At 71.7% G+C, this 19,043-nt stretch carries 17 protein-coding genes; 14 read left to right on the top strand and 3 right to left on the bottom strand.

All coding sequences use genetic code 11. From position 1 onward, the window contains the following. Positions 1 to 89: 89 nt before the first annotated feature. From mqo to G6N48_RS11115, 8 genes are all read left to right on the top strand, one after another. Entirely contained in the window at positions 90 to 1,574 is a 1,485-nt protein-coding gene (gene mqo, locus G6N48_RS11150; RefSeq protein ID WP_139825773.1) for a malate dehydrogenase (quinone), read from the top strand. After that, positions 1,571 to 2,041, top strand: coding sequence for a GNAT family N-acetyltransferase (locus tag G6N48_RS11145; RefSeq protein WP_085269236.1), 471 nt, complete (start codon positions 1,571 to 1,573; stop codon positions 2,039 to 2,041). The genes mqo and G6N48_RS11145 overlap by 4 nt, the downstream gene beginning before the upstream one ends. Continuing rightward, a complete protein-coding gene (locus G6N48_RS11140) occupies positions 2,038 to 3,894 on the top strand; it encodes a magnesium chelatase subunit D family protein (RefSeq protein WP_085269237.1) in 1,857 nt (618 codons plus the stop codon). Before G6N48_RS11145 ends, G6N48_RS11140 begins: the two co-directional genes overlap by 4 nt. A gap of 22 nt (positions 3,895 to 3,916) precedes the next feature. Further along, complete coding sequence (gene cobO, locus G6N48_RS11135; protein ID WP_085269238.1) at positions 3,917 to 4,531, top strand: cob(I)yrinic acid a,c-diamide adenosyltransferase; 615 nt, start codon at positions 3,917 to 3,919, stop codon at positions 4,529 to 4,531. Positions 4,532 to 4,619: 88 nt separating this feature from the next. Then, entirely contained in the window at positions 4,620 to 5,990 is a 1,371-nt protein-coding gene (locus G6N48_RS11130) for a cobyrinate a,c-diamide synthase (protein ID WP_085269255.1), read from the top strand. Between the two features lie 27 nt (positions 5,991 to 6,017). Continuing rightward, positions 6,018 to 7,223 carry a uroporphyrinogen-III C-methyltransferase gene (cobA, locus tag G6N48_RS11125; protein WP_085269239.1) on the top strand — a complete coding sequence of 402 codons (1,206 nt, stop codon included), beginning with the start codon at positions 6,018 to 6,020 and terminating at the stop codon, positions 7,221 to 7,223. Positions 7,224 to 7,256: 33 nt separating this feature from the next. Beyond that, positions 7,257 to 8,849 (top strand): MFS transporter, encoded by a 1,593-nt coding sequence (locus tag G6N48_RS11120; RefSeq protein WP_085269240.1) that lies wholly within the window; start codon positions 7,257 to 7,259, stop codon positions 8,847 to 8,849. A gap of 96 nt (positions 8,850 to 8,945) precedes the next feature. Next, complete coding sequence (locus tag G6N48_RS11115; RefSeq protein ID WP_085269241.1) at positions 8,946 to 10,709, top strand: proline--tRNA ligase; 1,764 nt, start codon at positions 8,946 to 8,948, stop codon at positions 10,707 to 10,709. A gap of 6 nt (positions 10,710 to 10,715) precedes the next feature. On the opposite strand, the gene G6N48_RS11110 is transcribed toward G6N48_RS11115, so the two are convergent. After that, positions 10,716 to 11,162: a ferritin-like domain-containing protein gene (locus G6N48_RS11110; protein WP_085269242.1), complete on the bottom strand. Its 447-nt coding sequence runs from the start codon at positions 11,160 to 11,162 to the stop codon at positions 10,716 to 10,718. Beyond that, on the bottom strand, positions 11,159 to 11,695 hold the full coding sequence (locus G6N48_RS11105) for a twin-arginine translocation signal domain-containing protein (RefSeq protein ID WP_372511290.1): 537 nt from the start codon (positions 11,693 to 11,695) through the stop codon (positions 11,159 to 11,161). Before G6N48_RS11105 ends, G6N48_RS11110 begins: the two co-directional genes overlap by 4 nt. A 205-nt stretch (positions 11,696 to 11,900) precedes the next feature. On the opposite strand from G6N48_RS11105, the gene rimP reads away from it, so the two are divergent. The 6 genes from rimP to G6N48_RS11075 all read left to right on the top strand — a co-directional run bounded on the left by rimP (position 11,901) and on the right by G6N48_RS11075 (position 18,410). Next, entirely contained in the window at positions 11,901 to 12,443 is a 543-nt protein-coding gene (rimP, locus tag G6N48_RS11100; RefSeq protein ID WP_085267426.1) for a ribosome maturation factor RimP, read from the top strand. Next, the gene (gene nusA / locus G6N48_RS11095; protein WP_085267425.1) at positions 12,440 to 13,543 is read left to right on the top strand and encodes a transcription termination factor NusA; all 1,104 of its coding nucleotides are present in this window, start codon (positions 12,440 to 12,442) and stop codon (positions 13,541 to 13,543) included. The genes rimP and nusA overlap by 4 nt, the downstream gene beginning before the upstream one ends. Positions 13,544 to 13,741: 198 nt before the next feature. Next, positions 13,742 to 13,987, top strand: a complete 246-nt coding sequence (locus G6N48_RS11090) for a YlxR family protein (protein WP_232066597.1) — start codon at positions 13,742 to 13,744, stop codon at positions 13,985 to 13,987. Positions 13,988 to 14,071: 84 nt separating this feature from the next. Further along, complete coding sequence (infB, locus tag G6N48_RS11085) at positions 14,072 to 16,882, top strand: translation initiation factor IF-2 (protein WP_085267424.1); 2,811 nt, start codon at positions 14,072 to 14,074, stop codon at positions 16,880 to 16,882. 57 nt (positions 16,883 to 16,939) lie between these two features. Next, entirely contained in the window at positions 16,940 to 17,425 is a 486-nt protein-coding gene (gene rbfA / locus G6N48_RS11080) for a 30S ribosome-binding factor RbfA (RefSeq protein ID WP_085267423.1), read from the top strand. Beyond that, positions 17,400 to 18,410 carry a DHH family phosphoesterase gene (locus G6N48_RS11075; RefSeq protein ID WP_232066596.1) on the top strand — a complete coding sequence of 337 codons (1,011 nt, stop codon included), beginning with the start codon at positions 17,400 to 17,402 and terminating at the stop codon, positions 18,408 to 18,410. Before rbfA ends, G6N48_RS11075 begins: the two co-directional genes overlap by 26 nt. Here G6N48_RS11075 and G6N48_RS11070 read toward each other — a convergent pair whose 3' ends face one another. After that, complete coding sequence (locus G6N48_RS11070; protein WP_085267421.1) at positions 18,411 to 19,007, bottom strand: hypothetical protein; 597 nt, start codon at positions 19,005 to 19,007, stop codon at positions 18,411 to 18,413. Positions 19,008 to 19,043 lie beyond the last annotated feature (36 nt).

The raw sequence follows: 19,043 nt of genomic DNA, 5'->3' as shown, positions 1-19,043 counted from the left end.
TCGTTGGAGCAGGTCGCGTCGGGATAACCTGAGAAACGGGCGGGATCGCCGAACGACGTCAGGAAGGACCGACGAAACCCGTGTCATCGGTGGCGGAAACCGCGCGGACGGACGTCGCGCTGGTCGGCGCGGGCATCATGAGCGCCACGCTCGGTGCCCTGCTGCGCCGGCTGCAGCCGGACTGGTCCATCACCGTCATCGAGCGGCTCGACGCCGTCGCCGCCGAGAGCAGCAGTCCCTGGAACAACGCCGGCACCGGGCATTCCGCGCTGTGCGAGCTGAACTACACCCCGCAGAACGCCGACGGCTCCATCGACATCACCAAAGCGGTGCGTATCAACGAGCAGTTCCAGGTGAGCCGTCAGTTCTGGGCCTATGCCGTCGAGAATGGCATCCTCACCGACGCCGGATTCGTCAGCCCGATCCCGCACGTGAGCTTCGTGCGCGGCGCCCACCGCGTCGACTACCTGCGACGGCGGCAGCAAGCGCTGGCGGCCAACCCGCTGTTTGCGGGCACGGAACTCATCGACGACGCCGACGAGTTCGTCCGCCGGCTGCCGCTGATGGCCGCCGGGCGCGACTGGTCCGAGCCGACCGCACTCAACTGGGCCCCGCACGGCACCGACGTCGATTTCGGCGCGCTGTCTCGTCAGCTCGTCGGCTACTGCGTGCGCCACGGCGCCACGGCGCTGTTCGGGCACGAAGTCCGCAACCTCACGCGGGACTCCGACGGCCGCTGGACGCTGTTGATCGGCAATCGGCGCACCGGCGTGAAGCGGCGGCTGAACGCCCGGTTTGTGTTCGTCGGCGCGGGCGGGGACGCCCTGCCGCTGCTACAGAAGTCCGGCATCGAAGAGGTCAGGGGCTTCGCCGGTTTCCCGATCGGGGGCCGGTTCCTGCGGGCTGACAACCCGGCGCTGGTCGCCGCGCACCGGGCCAAGGTCTACGGAATGCCGGCGCCGGGAGCGCCGCCGCTGGGCGCGCTGCACCTCGACCTGCGGTTCGTCAACGGCAAGTCGTGGCTGGTGTTCGGGCCCTACGCGGGGTGGTCACCCAAGTTCCTCAAGCACGGCCGCGTCACCGACCTGCCCCGCTCGATCAAGCCGCACAATCTGGCGTCGATGGTGGGCGTCGGCGTCACTCAACTGACGCTGCTGAGCTACCTGATCGGCCAGCTGCGGCTCTCCGAGCCCGACCGGCTGCACGTGCTGCGCGAATTCGCGCCCCGGGCAGCGGATGCCGACTGGGAGCTGACGGTCGCCGGTCAGCGGGTGCAGGTGATCCGGCGCGACAAACGCCGGGGCGGCGTGCTCGACTTCAACACCACGCTGGTGGGCGCCGCCGACGGCAGCATCGCCGGACTGCTCGGCGGGTCCCCGGGGGCGTCGACGTCGGTCGCGGCGATGCTCGACGTGTTACGCATGTGCTTCCCGGACCGCTACCGCTCCTGGCTGCCCGCCCTGAAGGAGATGGTGCCGTCGCTGGGGGTTGAGTTGTCCCGGGAGCCGGGGCTTTACGACGAGGTATGGGCTTGGGGGAGCAAGGTGCTGCAATTGGGGATGGTCCGGTCATGAGCGAGGCTTTGCGACGCGCCTGGGCCAAAGACCTTGACGCCAAGACGCTTTACGAGCTGCTGAAGCTGCGGGTGGAGGTGTTCGTGGTCGAGCAGGCGGCGCCGTACCCCGAGCTGGACGGGCGCGACCTGCTCGCCGAAACCCGGCACTTTTGGCTGGAAACGTCCGACGGCGAGGTGATCTGCACGCTGCGGCTGATGGAGGAGCACCCCGGCGGCGAGAAAGTCTTCCGGATCGGCCGGTTGTGCACCAAGCGCGCCGCGCGCGGGCAGGGCCACACCACCCGCCTGCTGCGGGCGGCGCTGGCCGAGGTCGGCAATTGCCCGTGCCGGATCGACGCCCAGACGTATCTGGCCGAGATGTACGCCCAGCACGGATTCATCCGCGACGGCGAGGATTTCCTCGACGGCGGCGTCCCGCACGTGCCGATGCTGCGGCCCGGCTCGGGTCTGGCGCAGCTGCCGTGAGGCCGTACCCGTTCAGCGCGATCGTCGGGCAAGACACGCTGCGGCTCGCGCTGCTGCTGTGCGCCGTGCGCCCGGAGATCGGCGGCGCGCTGATCCGCGGCGAGAAGGGCACGGCCAAGTCGACGGCCGTGCGCGGGCTGGCCTCGCTGCTGTCCGCCGCGACCGGCAACGACGGTAGCGGCCTCGTCGAAATGCCTTTGGGCGCAACCGAAGACCGGGTCATCGGGTCGTTGGACCTGCAGCGGGTGCTGCGCGACGGCGAGCACGCCTTCTCGCCCGGGCTGTTGGCCCGGGCGCACGGCGGCGTGCTCTACGTCGACGAGGTCAACCTGCTGCACGATCACCTGGTCGACGTGTTGCTCGACGCCGCCGCGATGGGGCGGGTGCACGTCGAGCGTGACGGGGTCTCGCACACGCACGAGGCCCGGTTCGTGCTCATCGGCACCATGAATCCCGAGGAGGGAGAGCTGCGTCCGCAGCTGCTGGACCGGTTCGGCCTCACTGTCGAGGTGCGCGCCTCCCGGGACGTCGAGGTGCGCATGGAAGTCGTCCGGCAGCGGATGGCTTACGAGGCCGATCCCGACGGGTTCGCCGCCCGCTATGCCGACGCGGACGCCGAGCTGGCCGGTCGGATCGCCGCGGCCCGGGCGCTCGCCGCCGACGTGGTGCTGCCGGACAACGAGTTACGGCGGATCGCGTCGGTGTGCGCGGCCTTCGACGTCGACGGGATGCGAGCCGACCTGGTGGTGGCGCGCACCGCCGCCGCGCACGCCGCCTGGCGCGGCGCGAACCGCGTTGCCCAGGAGGACATCCGGGTGGCGGCCGAGTTGGCGCTGCCGCACCGGCGCCGGCGCGACCCGTTCGACGACCCGGCCCTCGACCGCGGCCAGCTCGACGACGCGCTGGCCCGCGCAGACGCCGGGCCCGACCCGGACGCCGATCCCGATCCGCCGGGCGGCGGCCCATCAGCGCACGACCCGGCTGCACAAGACGGTGTCCCGCAGAGCAATTCGAATTCCGCCGGCCAGCCCGCGCCACCGCGGCCCAGCGCCCCGCCGTCGAAGGTGTTCCGCACGCGCGCCCTGACGGTGCCCGGGCTGGGCGCCGGCGCCCCGGGGCGGCGGTCGCGGGCCCGCAACAGCTCCGGCAGCGTGGTGGCGGCCGCCGACGGCGCCCAAGGGGCCGCCGCGGGCGCGCACGGGCTGCATCTGTTCGCCACTCTGCTGTCGGCCGCCGGCCGCGCCGGCGCCGGTCCGCTGCGCCCCGCGCCGCAGGACGTGCGGCGGGCGATCCGCGAAGGGCGCGAAGGCAACCTGGTGATATTCGTGGTCGACGCGTCGGGTTCGATGGCCGCCCGCGACCGCATGGCCGCGGTCGGCGGCGCCACGCTGTCGCTGCTGCGCGACGCCTACCAGCGGCGCGACAAGGTCGCGGTCATCACGTTCCGCGGGCAGGAGGCTCGGCTGCTGCTGCCGCCGACGTCGTCGGCGCACATCGCCGCGCGGCGGCTGGAGGGCTTCGACACCGGCGGCAGGACGCCGCTGGCCGAGGGCCTCCTCGCCGCGCGCGAGCTGATCGTGCGGGAGAAGTCGCGCGACCGGGCCCGCCGTCCCCTGGTGGTGGTGCTCACCGACGGACGGGCCACCGCGGGGCCGGACCCGTTGGGCCGCAGCCGCTCCGCGGCCGCCCGGCTGGTCGCCGAGGGGGCGGCCGCGGTGGTGGTCGACTGCGAGACGTCGTACGTGCGCCTCGGGCTGGCCGGGCAGCTGGCGCGCCAGCTGGGCGCGCCGGTCGTGCGGCTCGAACAGTTGCATGCCGAGTCGTTGACGCAGACCGTGCGCGACGCGGCCTGATGGCGGAGGGAGGTGAGCGTTCATGCCGCAGGGAACTCCGCTGCAAGTCCCCGACGACGGTTTGACCACCCGGGCCCGGCGCAACGCCCCGGTGCTGGCCGTGCACACCGGCGCCGGCAAGGGGAAGTCGACGGCCGCGTTCGGAATGGCGTTGCGCGCCTGGAACGTCGGGCTCGACGTCGCGGTCTTCCAGTTCGTCAAGAGCGCCAAGTGGAAGGTGGGCGAGGAGGCGGCCTTCCGCCAACTCGGCGAGTTGCACCGGCAACACGGGGTCGGCGGGCCCGTCGAATGGCACAAGATGGGAGTGGGCTGGTCGTGGTCGCGCAAGGCGGGTAGCGAGGCCGACCACGCCGCGGCCGCCGCGGAGGGCTGGGCCGAGATCGCACGTCGGCTTTCGGCGCAGCAACACGACTTCTACGTGCTCGACGAGTTCACCTACCCGCTGAAGTGGGGCTGGATGGATGTCGACGAGGTGGTCGACGCCCTGCTCGCGCGGCCCGGTCACCAGCACGTGGTGATCACCGGCCGTGACGCGCCCGCGCGGCTGGTCGCGGCCGCCGACCTGGTCACCGAGATGACCAAGGTCAAGCACCCGATGGACGCGGGCCGCAAGGGCCAGAAGGGCATCGAGTGGTGAACGCCGCCCGATTCGCCCGCGAGCGCCCGTGTCTGTACGGCGACACGCCGTGTTCACTGTCATTCTGCGGACGTTCGCGGGTCCGCCGGTGAGCGTTCCCGCCGTCGTCGTCTCCGCGCCGGCCTCCGGCAGCGGAAAAACCACGATCGCAACGGGTCTGATCGGCGCGTTGCGACGGGCCGGCCACGCGGTCGCCCCGTTCAAGGTCGGCCCGGACTTCATCGACCCCGGCTATCACGCCCTCGCGGCGGGGCGCCCCGGCCGCAATCTCGACCCGGTGCTGGTGGGCGAGCAGCTGATCGGGCCGCTGTACGCCCACGGCGCCCGCGGCGCGGACATCGCGGTGGTCGAGGGTGTCATGGGCCTGTTCGACGGCCGAATCGGCTCTTCGGCAACCGCACCCGCCACCGGCTCCACCGCCCACGTCGCCGGCCTGCTGGGCGCGCCGGTGATCCTCGTCGTCGATGCGCGCGGTCAGAGCCACAGCATGGCCGCACTGCTGCACGGCTTTTCGACGTTCGACACCGCGACACGGGTGGCGGGCGTGATCCTCAACCGGGTGGGTTCGGCCCGGCACGAGGAGGTGCTGCGGCAGGCGTGCGAGCAGGCCGGCGTGCCGGTGCTGGGCGCCATACCCCGGATCGACGAATTGGAGGTGCCCTCACGGCATCTCGGGCTGGTGACCGCCGTCGAGTACGGGCGACGCGCTGAGCTCGCGGTCGAGGCGATGACCGCCCTGGTCGCCCGCCACGTCGACCTGGCCGCCGTCGTCGCGACGGCCGGGGGCCGCGACGGCGGACCGGCGTGGGACCCGTCGACCGCGATCGGGCAGCCGCCGCATGGGCCTGCCACCGTGGCCGTGGCCGCCGGCAGGGCCTTCAGCTTCGGCTACGCCGAACATCCCGAGCTGCTGCGGGCCGCGGGCGCCGAGGTGGTCGAGTTCGACCCGCTCGCCGACCCGTTGCCCGACGGCACCGACGCGGTGCTGCTACCCGGGGGCTTCCCCGAGCAGTTCGCCGCAGAGCTGTCGGCCAACGACGTCGTCCGCCGACAGATCAACGCCCTTGCCGCCGCCGGGGCGCCCGTCCACGCCGAATGCGCCGGGCTGATCTACCTGGCCACCGAACTCGACGGCCATCCGATGTGCGCTGTGCTGGCCGGCTCGGCCCGGTTCACCTCGCGGCTCACACTGGCCTACCGCGACGCCGTCGCGGTCGCCGACTCGCCGCTGTATTCGGTCGGCCAGCGGGCGGTGGGCCACGAATTCCACCGCACCACAGTCACCTTCAGCGATGGCTATCCGCCGGCGTGGGTGTATCGGGGCGACGGCCCAGACCGGGCGCAGGACGGGGCCGTGCACGCCGGGGTGCACGCGTCTTACCTGCACACCCACCCGGCCGCGGCGCCTCGGGCGGTCGCGCGCTTCGTCGCGCACGCCGCCGCCCGGCCCGCTGGTTAGGCCGCGGCGCCCGGCTAGGCTTGCCGGGTGACCGAGAGCTCCTACCTTGTTGGACTGCGCCTGGCCGGCAAAAAGGTCGTCGTGGTCGGCGGCGGCTCGGTGGCCCAGCGCCGGTTACCCCTGCTCATCGCCAGCGGGGCCGACGTGCACGTGATCTCGCGCACCGCCACGCCCGCGGTCGAGGCGATGGCCGGAATCACGTTGTCGCTGCGCGACTACCGGGAGGGCGACCTCGCCGGCGCCTGGTACGCCATAGCCGCCACCGATGACCCGCAGGTGAACGCGGCGATCGTCGCCGAGGCCGACACCCGGCACATCTTCTGCGTGCGCGCCGACGTCGCCGTGGAGGGAACCGCGGTGACCCCGGCGAGCTTCAACTACGCGGGTCTGGCGGTCGGCGTCCTCGCCGGCGGCGAGCATCGCCGGTCGGCCGCCATCCGCTCGGCCATCCGGGAGGCCCTGCAGACCGGCCTCATCACCCCGGAGGGTTCCGCGAGCCACGACGCCGCCCGCGGCGGGGTGGCGCTGATCGGCGGCGGCCCCGGCGACCCCGAACTGATCACCGTGCGTGGGCGTCGTCTGCTCGCCCAGGCCGACGTCGTGGTCGCCGACCGGCTCGCGCCGGCCGAGCTGCTCGCCGAGCTGCCGCCGCACGTGGAGGTCATCGACGCCGCCAAGATCCCGTACGGCCGGGCGATGGCGCAGGACGCCATCAACGACGTCATGATCGAACGCGCCAAGGCGGGAAAGTTCGTCGTCCGCCTCAAGGGCGGCGACCCGTTCGTGTTCGCGCGCGGCTACGAGGAGGTGCTGGCGTGCGCGGACGCCGGCGTCCCGGTGACGGTGGTGCCGGGTGTGACGAGTGCCATAGGCGTGCCCGCGCTGGCCGGGGTTCCGGTCACGCACCGGGCCATGAACCACGAGTTCGTGGTGGTCAGCGGGCATCTGGCGCCCGATCATCCCGAATCGTTAGTGAATTGGGATGCGCTGGCAGCAATGTCGGGCACCATCGTTTTGCTGATGGCCGTGGAGCGCATCGAGCTGTTCGCCGATGTGCTACTGAAAGGCGGCCGACCTGCGGATACGCCCGTGCTCGTGGTGCAGCACGGCACGACGTCCGCACAGCATACTTTGCGGGCGACGCTGGCCGACACGCCGGAGAAGATCCGCGCCGAGGGCATACGACCTCCCGCGATCATCGTGATCGGGGCGGTGGCCGCGTTCGGGCTTTAAACGATTCTTAAGATTACTGTAAGGTAACCCATTATGACGGCTCTCAACGACAGTGAGCGCGCGGTCCACAACTGGACCTCTGCGCGCCCCGATCGTCCGGCCCCGGCGCGCCAGGCGCGCCCGGTGGAGACCGCCCCCACACGTCTGAGCAAGTACTACCCCACGTGGCTGCCTTCCCGGCGGTTCATCGCGGCCGTGATCGCCATCGGCGGCATGCAGCTCCTGGCGACCATGGACAGCACCGTGGCCATCGTCGCGCTCCCCAAGATCCAGAACGAGCTGAGCCTGTCCGACGCGGGCCGCAGCTGGGTGATCACCGCCTACGTGCTCACCTTCGGCGGCCTGATGCTGCTGGGTGGGCGCCTCGGCGACACCATCGGGCGCAAGCGCACCTTCATCGTCGGCGTGACGCTGTTCACCATCTCGTCGGTGCTCTGCGCGGTCGCCTGGGACGACGCGACCATGGTCACCGCCCGGCTGCTGCAGGGCATCGGGTCGGCCATCGCCTCGCCGACCGGGCTCGCCCTCGTCGCGACCACGTTCCCCAAGGGGCCGGCGCGCAACTTCGCGACGGCGGTGTTCGCGGCCATGACCGCGATCGGGTCGGTCATGGGCCTGGTGGTCGGCGGCGCGCTGACCGAGCTGTCCTGGCGGCTGGCTTTCCTGGTCAACGTCCCTATCGGCCTGGTGATGATCTACCTGGCCCGCACCGCGCTGCGTGAGACCAACCGCGAGCGGATGAAGCTGGACGCCACCGGGGCGATGCTCGCCACACTGGCCTGCACCGCCGCCGTGTTCGCCTTCTCGATGGGTCCGGAAAAGGGCTGGGTCTCGGTTACCACGATCGGCTCGGGGGTGGTGGCGCTGGGTGCGGCCCTGGCCTTCGTCATCGTCGAGCGCACCGCGGAGAACCCCGTCGTCCCGTTCGAGCTGTTCCGGGACCGCAACCGGCTGGTGACGTTCGTCGCGATCTTCCTGGCGGGCGGGCTCATGTTCAGCCTGACGGTGTGCATCGGCCTGTACGTGCAGGACGTCCTGGGCTACAGCGCGCTGCGCGCCGGCGTCGGCTTCATCCCGTTCGTGATCGCGATGGGGATCGGCCTCGGCCTGTCGTCTCAGCTGGTGTCGCGGTTCTCCCCGCGGGTGCTGACCATCGGGGGCGGCCTCCTGCTCTTCTGGGCGATGATCTACGGCTCGCTGTTCATGCAGCGCGGCGTGCCCTACTTCCCCAACCTGGTGCTGCCGATCATCGTCGGGGGAATCGGGATCGGCATCTGCGTCGTCCCGCTGACCCTGTCGGCGATCGCCGGTGTCGGATTCGACCAGATCGGCCCGGTGTCGGCCATCGCGCTCATGCTGCAGAGCCTGGGCGGTCCGCTGGTGCTGGCCGTCATCCAGGCGGTGATCACCTCGCGCACGCTGTACCTGGGCGGCACCACCGGCCCGGTGAAGTTCATGAACGCCGCGCAACTGCACGCGCTCGACCACGGCTACACCTACGGGCTGTTGTGGGTGGCCGGGGTGGCCGTCATCGTCGGCGGTGCGGCGCTGCTCATCGGCTACACCCCCGAGCAGGTGGCCCACGCCCAGGAGGTCAAGGAAGCGATCGACGCCGGGGAGCTTTAAGCCCCGTCCCTCGACCAACCGGCGCCGGCCACGGCGCATCCGCGAATCACCCGTGCCTCCCGGTGTGCTCCTGACGCCCGGCTAGGCTGGCCCGCTGTGATCACCCGGATGTCCCAGCTGTTCCTGCGCACCCTGCGCGACGATCCCGCCGACGCGGAAGTGCCCAGCCACAAGCTGCTGATCCGCGCCGGATACATCCGGCCCGTCGCGCCGGGACTGTACAGCTGGCTGCCCCTCGGGCTGCGGGTGCTGCGCAAGATCGAAGCCGTCGTGCGCGAAGAGATGAACGCCATCGGCGGCCAGGAGATCCTGTTCCCGGCGCTGCTGCCGCGCGCGCCGTACGAGACCACCAACCGGTGGGCCGAATACGGCGACGGCGTGTTCAAGCTGCAGGACCGCCGCGGCAACGACTACCTGCTGGGCCCGACGCACGAGGAAGTGTTCACCTTGACGGTGAAGGGCGAATACAGCTCCTACAAGGAGTTTCCGCTGCTGCTGTTCCAGATCCAGAACAAATACCGCGACGAGGCGCGCCCCCGGGCCGGAATCCTGCGCGTCCGGGAATTCGTGATGAAGGACTCCTACTCGTTCGACATCGACGACGCCGGACTCAAGGCGGCCTATCACGCGCACCGCGACGCCTACCAGCGCATCTTCGATCGCCTCCGGGTGCGCTACGTGATCGTGTCGGCGGTGTCGGGGGCCATGGGCGGCAGCGCCTCCGAGGAGTTCCTGGCCGAGAGCCCGGTCGGTGAGGACACCTTCGTGCGCTGCCTGCAGTCCGGCTACGCGGCCAACGTGGAGGCGGTCGTGACCACGCCCCCGCAGGGGCCGCCCGCGGAAGTCGTGGTCGCGCTGCCGGCCGCCCAGGTCCACGACACCGGCGACACCCCGACGATCGCCACCCTGGTCGACTGGGCCAACGCGGCGGACCTGGGCCTGGGACGCGCGGTGACGGCGGCCGACACGTTGAAGAACGTCCTGCTCAAGGTCCGGGAGCCCGGCAAGGACTGGGAGCTGCTGGCCATCGGCCTGCCCGGCGACCGCGAGGTCGACGACAAGCGGCTGGGCGCGGCGCTGGAGCCGGCCGAATACGCGATGCTCGACGACGCCGACTTCGCCAGACACCCCTTCCTGGTGAAGGGCTACATCGGTCCGAAAGCGCTGCGCGACAACGGCGTGCGCTACCTGCTCGACCCGCGGGTGGTGGACGGCACCAGCTGGATCACCGGGGCGGATCAGCCCGGCCGCCACGTCGTGGGGCTGGTGGCCGGCCGCGACTTCACCGCCGACGGCACCATCGAGGCCGCAGAGGTGCGCGACGGAGACCCCTCGCCCGACGGCGCGGGCCCGCTGGTGTCGGCGCGCGGCATCGAGGTCGCCCACATCTTTCAGCTCGGCCGCAAATACACCGACGCGTTCGCCGTGGACGTGCTCGGCGAGGACGGCAAGCCGGTGCGCCTGACCATGGGCTCCTACGGCCTGGGGGTGTCGCGGCTGGTCGCCGTCATCGCCGAACAGCACCACGACGAGCTCGGCCTGCGCTGGCCGTCGGCCGCCGCCCCGTTCGACGTCCACCTGGTCATCGCCAACAAGGACTCCGACGCCCGCGCCGGGGCTTTCGCGCTGGCCGACGACCTGGACCGCCTGGGGGTCGAGGTGCTGCTCGACGACCGCCAGGCGTCGCCCGGGGTGAAGTTCAAGGACGCCGAGCTGCTCGGCGTGCCGCGGATCGTCGTGATCGGGCGGGGCTGGGGCAACGGCGTCGTCGAGCTGCGCGACCGTTTCACTTCGGAGACCCGCGAGCTGGCCGCCGGACCGGCGCTGGCCACCGACGTCGCGGCGGCGCTCGCCGGCTGAGTGCGGCTAGTCGTTCCCGCCGGGAAAGCTCGTCGTGATCGGCCACGCGCCCAGCACCCGGTTCCACCGGGCGGCCATCACCGCGCTCTGCGTCAGCGCCGTGGAGGCGAACGAACGGTCCTGCCCGGTCTCGGAACGCTCGACGACGGCCCGCCACGCGGCCGCACCGTCGTTCTCCATTCGCGCGGCCAGGCGCGCCGCGTCCGCAGGGCTGGCCACCAGCATGGGCAGCTGGTAGCCGGCGGCGGCGGGCGGCGGGGTGACTTTCCGGGCGGCCAGCATCGCGATGACGTCGTCGCGGCGCTGGCGGTGCTGGTCGAGGGCCTCCACCACCAGGTCGTTGACGCTGGGCGGCGACAGCGCCGACACGATGCCGTACCCGTAGATGGTCGAGTGCTCGACGGCCAGCGCGTCGCACCACGCGGCGTTGTCGGCGTCCTTGCCGGACGTCATATCGACGGGCCCCCGGGCACCAGCGCGACGGTGTAGGACGCGGTGCAGGAGGCGGCGATGGACGCCAGCAGCCCCGCCCGATAGGTCGACGAGGTCGCCACCAGGCGGCTCGCGCTGTCGGCGGACACCCGGAGCGCGTCGATCACGTCCGCCAGCGGCGGCGGGGGCGGGGGAGGTGGCGGCGGACCCGACTCGGTGGGGGCAGGGGTGGTCGTCTCGCTCGACGACGACGACGTCAGCTTGCCCGCCGCCCGCGAGATCTCCGTGGACAGAGCGCGGGCATGGGCGGCGCGTTGCGACGCGACGACCGCCAGCGCGGCGGCGACCTGCGGCGGGTTGCCGACGGCCGCCGCGGCCGCGCCGGCGAGCGCGCTGTCGCGTCTGGCCTGGTCTAACGGCCCCAGCAGCTCTTCGACCTGCGGGGGTTTGGGCGGGGCCTCGCCGCAGGCGGAAGCCACCACCCCCAACGCGGCCAGAGCCGCGCCCCCGGCGAGCACGCCCCGCCTGCTGGTGACGGGTCCTGCGCTAAGCACAAGCACATCCTGCCATTGGCGCATCGGGCGCAGATGCCAGGACGCGATCCCCTCGTGACGCGCGATTACTGGCGTATCGTGAATACCTGGCTCTCGCCGAACAGCGGCTGTTGCTTCCGGCCCGGGACGCGGGAGCCGGTGGATGTTTGGGCGGGCGGCGACATCCTCGACAGCTGACCGGACAACTCAAGATGAGGAGCTCGCCGTGACCACCGGGCTACCCTCACCTACGCAGGTGATCGAGCTACTCGGTCGAGAGTTCGCGCGCACGGGCTACGAAGTCGAGGACGTGGTCGTCGACGGCCGGGCCCGTCCGCCCCGGATCACGGTGATCGCCGACGGCGACGACGCTCTGGATCTCGATACGGTGGCGGCCCTGTCCCGCTCCGCGTCGGCCCTGCTCGACGGCCTCGACGGCATCCGCGACGACTACGTGCTGGAGGTCAGCTCGCCGGGGGTGGACCGCCCGCTGACCAGCACCAAACACTTCCGCCGCGCCCGCGGGCGCAAGGTGGAGATCGCGTTGTCCGACGGTGCGAAGCTCACCGGCCGCGTCGGCGAGACCGGCGAGCGTGCGGTCACGCTGGTGGTCCGTGCGGGCCGGGGCTGGCAGACCCGCGAGATCCCCCTGGCCGAGATTGCCAAAGCCGTTGTCCAAGTTGAGTTTTCGCCGCCATCTCAGGCCGAGTTGCAGCTGGCGACCGGGGTGGCCGCGGAGTCGGGCGACAGGACGGAGGCCGGAGCATGAACATCGACATGGCCGCGCTGCACGCGATCGAGGTCGACCGGGGGATCTCGGTCACCGAGTTGCTCGAGACCATAAAATCGGCGCTGCTGACCGCCTACCGGCACACCGAAGGCCACCAGAACGACGCGACCATCGACATCGATCGCAAGACGGGAGTCGTCCGGGTGCTCGCCCGGGAGACCGACGAAGACGGCAATGTCATCAGCGAATGGGACGACACCCCCGAGGGTTTCGGCCGGATCGCCGCGACCACCGCGCGCCAGGTGATGCTTCAGCGGTTCCGCGACGCCGAGAACGAACGCACCTACGGCGAGTTCTCCACCCGCGAGGGCGAGATAGTCGCGGGCGTCATCCAGCGCGACAGCCGGGCCAACGCGCGCGGTCTGATCGTGGTCCGGATGGGTACCGAGACCAAGGCCTCCGAGGGCGTGATTCCCGCGGCCGAACAGGTCCCCGGTGAGAGCTACGAACACGGCAACCGCGTGCGCTGCTACGTGGTCGGGGTGACCCGCGGGACCCGCGAGCCGCTGATCACCCTGTCGCGGACCCACCCCAACCTGGTACGCAAGTTGTTCTCGCTCGAAGTCCCGGAGATCGCGGACGGCTCGGTGGAGATCGTGGCGGTGGCCCGCGAGGCCGGTCACCGCTCCAAGATCGCGGTGAAGTCGAACGTCGCCGGCCTGAACGCGAAAGGCGCGTGCATCGGCCCGATGGGCCAGCGCGTACGCAACGTGATGAGCGAACTGTCCGGGGAGAAGATCGACATCATCGACTTCGACGACGACCCGGCCCGGTTCGTCGCCAACGCGCTGTCGCCGGCGAAGGTGGTCTCCGTGTCGATCATCGATCAGGCCGCGCGCGCCGCCCGCGTCGTGGTGCCCGATTTCCAGCTGTCACTGGCCATCGGCAAGGAGGGCCAGAACGCCCGGCTGGCCGCGCGGCTCACCGGCTGGCGCATCGACATCCGCGGCGACGCGCCGGGCAGCGGCCCGGCCCACTCCGAAGCGCATTCCCAGCCCCACGCTCAGGCCCCCTCGCAGGCCCGCGGCCCGGGCCGGCCTGAGCACGGCGCCGCCCACGGGATGGCGCACGACCGCTGAGCCGTGTCGGGCGGCCCGAGGGCACGCTCGCCCGAGGCGGTTCGGACCACTGGTCAGGTGACGCTAGACTGAGCCGTGATCCAGCGCGAGCCTTCGGCCCCCGAAACCAGCTGGACACACAAAAGCGCGGGACCAGTGCGGACGTGTGTCGGGTGCCGGAAGCGAGAGCTGGCCGTCGAACTGCTTCGAGTGGTGGCCGTGTCGAGCGGGAACGGTGAACACGCCGTCATCGTTGACACGGGCAACAGCCTGCCGGGGCGGGGTGCGTGGGTGCATCCCGTGCGGCAGTGCGCACAACAGGCGATCCGGCGGCGGGCTTTCACCAGAGCGCTGCGCATCACCGGCTCACCGGACACATCCGCGGTGGTCGAGCACATCGATTTCCTCGATGCGCCCGGCCGCCCGGGCGAAAGAACAGGCGCGAAGAACATGAGCACACCGTGAAGTCCCGATGACTCCCACCTCTATGCGTTACAGCTAGCCCCGAGGCGCGGCCCCACGACTGTCGCCTCATAGACAGGAGATGTAGTGGCAGGTAAGGCCCGCGTACACGAGTTGGCTAAGGAACTCGGTGTCACCAGCAAGGAAGTGCTCGCCCGGCTTAACGATCAGGGCGAATTCGTCAAGTCCGCTTCGTCGACGGTAGAGGCGCCGGTCGCGCGGCGGCTGCGCGAATCCTTCGGGGGCGGCAAGCCCGCCCCGCAGAAGGCCGCGAAAGCCGCGGCGAAAGCCCCCTCGCGGAGCCCCGACGCCTCCCTCGACCGGGCGCTCGACAAGGCGATCAGCAGCGTGGTCGGCAACGGCGAGGCGACCAGCGCGCCGCCCCGTCCCACCCCCGGCCCGATGGCGCCCGCCGCCCAGGCCTCGTCGGCCGCGCCCGAACAGGCCCCGGCGCGGCCGGCGCCGGTTCCGAGCCGCCCGGCCACCCCGTCGGCCCCACCCCAGCCGGGACAGCCGCGGCCGCCAACCCCGGCCCAGCAGCCGCACAGCCAGCCCGGGCCGCAGCCCGGCGCGACGCCGGGCCCGCGTCCCGGCCCCCCCATACCGAAGCCCCGCGCCCCGCGCGTCGGCAACAACCCGTTCTCGTCGGCGCAATCCGTCGACCGGCCCATTCCGCGCCCGGTGCCGCGCCCCGGCGCGCCCCGGCCCGGGGCGCCTCGCCCGGGCGCGTCGCCCGGCAACATGCCGCCGCGTCCCGGCGGCGCGGCGGGAGGGCCCCGGCCGGCCCGCACCGGTGCGCCCCGGCCCGGCGGCGGTCGGCCCGGTGGCCCCGGCGGCGGCCGTGACGGCGGCGGCGGTAACTACCGCGGCGGCGGCGGTGGTGGCGGCGGTGGCGTAGGCGCCGCGCCCGGCGGTTTCAGAGGCCGGCCCGGCGGCGGTGGCCCCGGTGGCGGGGGCGGTCGCCCCGGTCAGCGCGGCGGCGCGGCCGGCGCGTTCGGCCGTCCCGGCGGTGCGCCGCGGCGCGGCCGCAAGTCCAAGCGGCAGAAGCGCCAGGAATACGACTCGATGCAGGCGCCCGTCGTCGGCGGCGTGCGGCTGCCGCACGGCAACGGCGAGACGATCCGCCTGGCCCGCGGCGCGTCGCTGTCCGACTTCGCCGAGAAGATCGACGCCAACCCGGCCTCGCTGGTGCAGGCGCTGTTCAACCTCGGCGAGATGGTCACGGCCACCCAGTCGGTCGGCGACGAGACGCTCGAGCTGCTCGGCAGCGAGATGAACTATGTGGTCCAGGTCGTCAGCCCCGAGGACGAGGACCGCGAGCTGCTGGAGTCCTTCGACCTCACCTACGGCGAGGACGAGGGCGGCGAGGAGGACCTGCAGACCCGTCCGCCGGTGGTGACCGTCATGGGTCACGTCGACCACGGTAAAACCCGGCTGCTGGACACCATCCGTAAGGCCAGCGTGCGTGAGGGCGAGGCCGGCGGCATCACCCAGCACATCGGCGCCTACCAGGTGCCCGTCGACTTCGACGGCACCCAGCGGCTGATCACCTTCATCGACACCCCGGGTCACGAGGCGTTCACCGCCATGCGTGCCCGCGGCGCCAAGGCCACCGACATCGCGATCCTCGTGGTCGCCGCCGACGACGGCGTCATGCCGCAGACGGTGGAGGCCATCAACCACGCGCAGGCGGCCGACGTGCCGATCGTGGTGGCGGTCAACAAGATCGACAAGGAAGGCGCCGACCCGCAGAAGATCCGTGGCCAGCTCACCGAATTCGGGCTCGTTCCAGAGGAATTCGGTGGCGACACGATGTTCGTCGACATCTCGGCCAAGGAGGGCACCAACATCTCCTCGCTCGAGGAGGCGGTGCTGCTGACCGCCGACGCCGCCCTGGATCTGCGGGCCAACCCCGACATGGAGGCCCAGGGTGTGGCGATCGAGGCGCACCTGGACCGCGGGCGCGGTCCGGTCGCCACCGTGCTGATCCAGCGCGGCACGCTGCGCGTCGGCGACTCGGTGGTCGCCGGCGACGCCTACGGGCGCGTGCGCCGCATGGTCGACGAGCACGGCGACGACGTCGAGGAGGCGCTGCCGTCGCGGCCGGTGCAGGTCATCGGCTTCACGTCCGTGCCCGGCGCCGGTGACAACTTCCTGGTCGTCGACGAGGACCGCATCGCCCGCCAGATCGCCGACCGGCGCAGCGCCCGCAAGCGCAACGCCCTGGCGGCGCGCTCCCGCAAGCGGATCAGCCTGGAGGACCTGGACTCGGCGCTGAAGGAAACCAGCCAGCTGAACCTGATCCTCAAGGGCGACAACGCCGGTACCGTCGAGGCGCTCGAGGAGGCCCTGATGGGCATCCAGATCGACGACGAGGTGGCGCTGCGCGTGATCGACCGCGGCGTCGGCGGCATCACCGAAACCAACGTCAACCTGGCGTCGGCGTCGGACGCGGTGATCATCGGGTTCAACGTCCGCGCCGAGGGCAAGGCGACCGAGCTGGCCAACCGCGAAGGTGTGGAGATCCGCTACTACTCGGTGATCTACCAGGCGATCGACGAGATCGAGAAGGCCCTGCGCGGCATGCTCAAGCCGATCTACGAGGAGAACGAGCTGGGTCGCGCCGAGATCCGGGCGATCTTCCGGTCCTCGAAGGTGGGCATCATCGCCGGCTGCATGATCACCTCAGGTGTGGTGCGCCGCAACGCCAAGGCCCGGCTGCTGCGCGACAACGTCGTGGTGACCGAGAACCTGACGATCAACTCGCTGCGCCGGGAGAAGGACGACGTGACCGAGGTTCGCGAAGGCTTCGAGTGCGGTATGACGCTGGGCTATTCCGACATCAAGGAAGGCGACATCATCGAGTCCTACGAGCTGGTCCAGAAGGAACGCACCTGACCACGACCATCGCCGACGATGCAGAACGACGTGATGAGGAGGAGGCGGTGAGTAGACATGGCTGACCCGGCGCGGGCACGCCGCCTGGCCAAGAGGATCAACACCATCGTCGCCTCGGCGATCGAGTTCGAGATCAAGGATCCGGGACTGGACGGGGTGACCATCGTCGACACCAAGGTCACCGCCGACCTGCACGACGCGACCGTGTTCTACACGGTGATGGGGCCAACGCTCGACGACGAGCCCGACTACGACGCCGCCGCGGCGGCGCTGGACCGGGCCAGGGGAGCGCTGCGCACCATGGTCGGCGCGGGCACCGGTGTGCGGTTCACGCCCACCCTGACGTTCACCCGGGACACCACGTCCGACACCGTCTCGCGGATGGACGAGCTGCTGGCCCGCGCCCGCGCCGCGGACGCCGACCTGGCCCGGGTCCGCTCGGGCGCCAAGCCGGCCGGCGAGGCCGACCCCTACCGGGAAACCGGTTCGGGCATCGATGAGTTCGGCGGAGACGCCGGTGGCGACGATCGACCCCACGACTGACCGCGCGGCGGCCCGGGTGACGGGGGCACGAGTCGACGCCCTTGGCGCGGCCGAATTGCTGGCGGCCGCGGGCAGCGTCGCGGTGATCGCGCACGTTCACCCCGATGCCGACACCATGGGTGCCGGGCTGGCTCTGGCCCTGGTGCTGGACAAGGCCGGCAAGCGGGTCGAGGTGAGCTTCGCCGCCCCGGCGACGCTGCCGGAGTCGCTGGCGTCGCTGCCCGGTTGTCACCTGCTGGTCGGCCCCGAGGCGATGAGCCGCGACGTCGATCTGGTGGTCACCGTGGACGTGCCGAGCGTCAAGCGGCTGGGCGACCTGGGCGCCCTGGCGGCGCCGGGCCGGCCGTTGCTGGTGATCGACCACCATGCCTCCAACGACCTGTTCGGCACCGCCAACTACGTTGATCTGCAAGCGGATTCGACGACGATGATGATCGCCGAGCTGCTGGACGCGTGGGGCAAGCCGATCGAACCGGACGTGGCGCACTGCATCTACGCCGGGCTGACGACGGACACGGGATCCTTCCGCTGGGCCAGCGCCCGCGCGCTGCGGCTGGCCGCCCGGCTGGTCGACATCGGCGTGGACAACGCCGCGATCAGCCGGACCCTGATGGACACCCACCCGTTCGGGTGGCTGCCACTGCTGTCCCGGGTGCTCGGTTCCGCACAGCTGGTGCCCGAGGCGGCCGGCGGTCGCGGGCTGGTCTATGCGGTCGTCGACCACCGGGACTGGGCCGGTTCGCGGCAGGAAGAGGTCGAGAGCATCGTCGACATCGTCCGCACCACGCAGCAGGCCGAGGTCGCGGCGGTGTTCAAGGAGGTCGACCTGCAACGGTGGTCGGTGTCCATGCGCGCCAAGGCCGACGTGGACCTGGCGGCCGTCGCGTCGCGGTTCGGCGGCGGTGGGCACCGGCTGGCCGCCGGCTATTCGACCGCCGGAACCGTCGAGGACGTGGTGGCGTCGCTGATCAGCGCTCTGCGCTGATCAGAAGGCGCGGCTGCCCGAGCGCCGCAGCACGAACCCGTGGTCGCCGCTGGTGGTGTCCAGGCAGGCGACCAGGCTGTCCACGCCGACGGCGCACGTCACGTTCAGGTACGACAGCTTCTGGCCGGCGCCCAGCGGCTTGCCGGCTGACGGCAGCCCGGCCGGGTTCCCGTCGCAGCCCGCGTACGACATGCGGCTCAGCACGTAGCCGGGCCCGTTGTAGGTCACCGACCCCACCACGCAGTCGCCCGGCCGCGGGTGCGCGCCGCCCAGAATGGGCAAGTCGTCCAGGCCGGGCATGTCGCCGTTGCACTTGATGTCCTGCGAGGGCGACGGCGCGGGTGCCGTGCCGCCGTAGAAGTCGCACACCAGGGTGGGCGACGGCGCGAAGGCGACCCGCGGCGCGGTGCCCGGGGCCGACCCGGAAGCAGGGGCGGTGACGTAGCCGTCCACCGGGACCGCGGTGAACCCGTCGAGGTTGGGAAAATCCGGCGGCGGTTGCGCGGCGGGCCGCGACGCGGGCGCCGCCACCGCGGACGCCGCCGCCAGGATCAGCGCGGCGACGGCCCGCGGGGCGAAGTCGACGATCGCACGCACCGGCTCCTCCTGCGTGAACGTGGGTGGGGCTACGGG

Origin of the sequence: Mycobacterium parmense (genome assembly GCF_010730575.1) — a bacterium.
Taxonomy (GTDB): domain Bacteria; phylum Actinomycetota; class Actinomycetes; order Mycobacteriales; family Mycobacteriaceae; genus Mycobacterium; species Mycobacterium parmense.
Note: the sequence above shows the minus strand (reverse complement) of the source record. Positions and strands in the feature narration are given on the sequence as shown.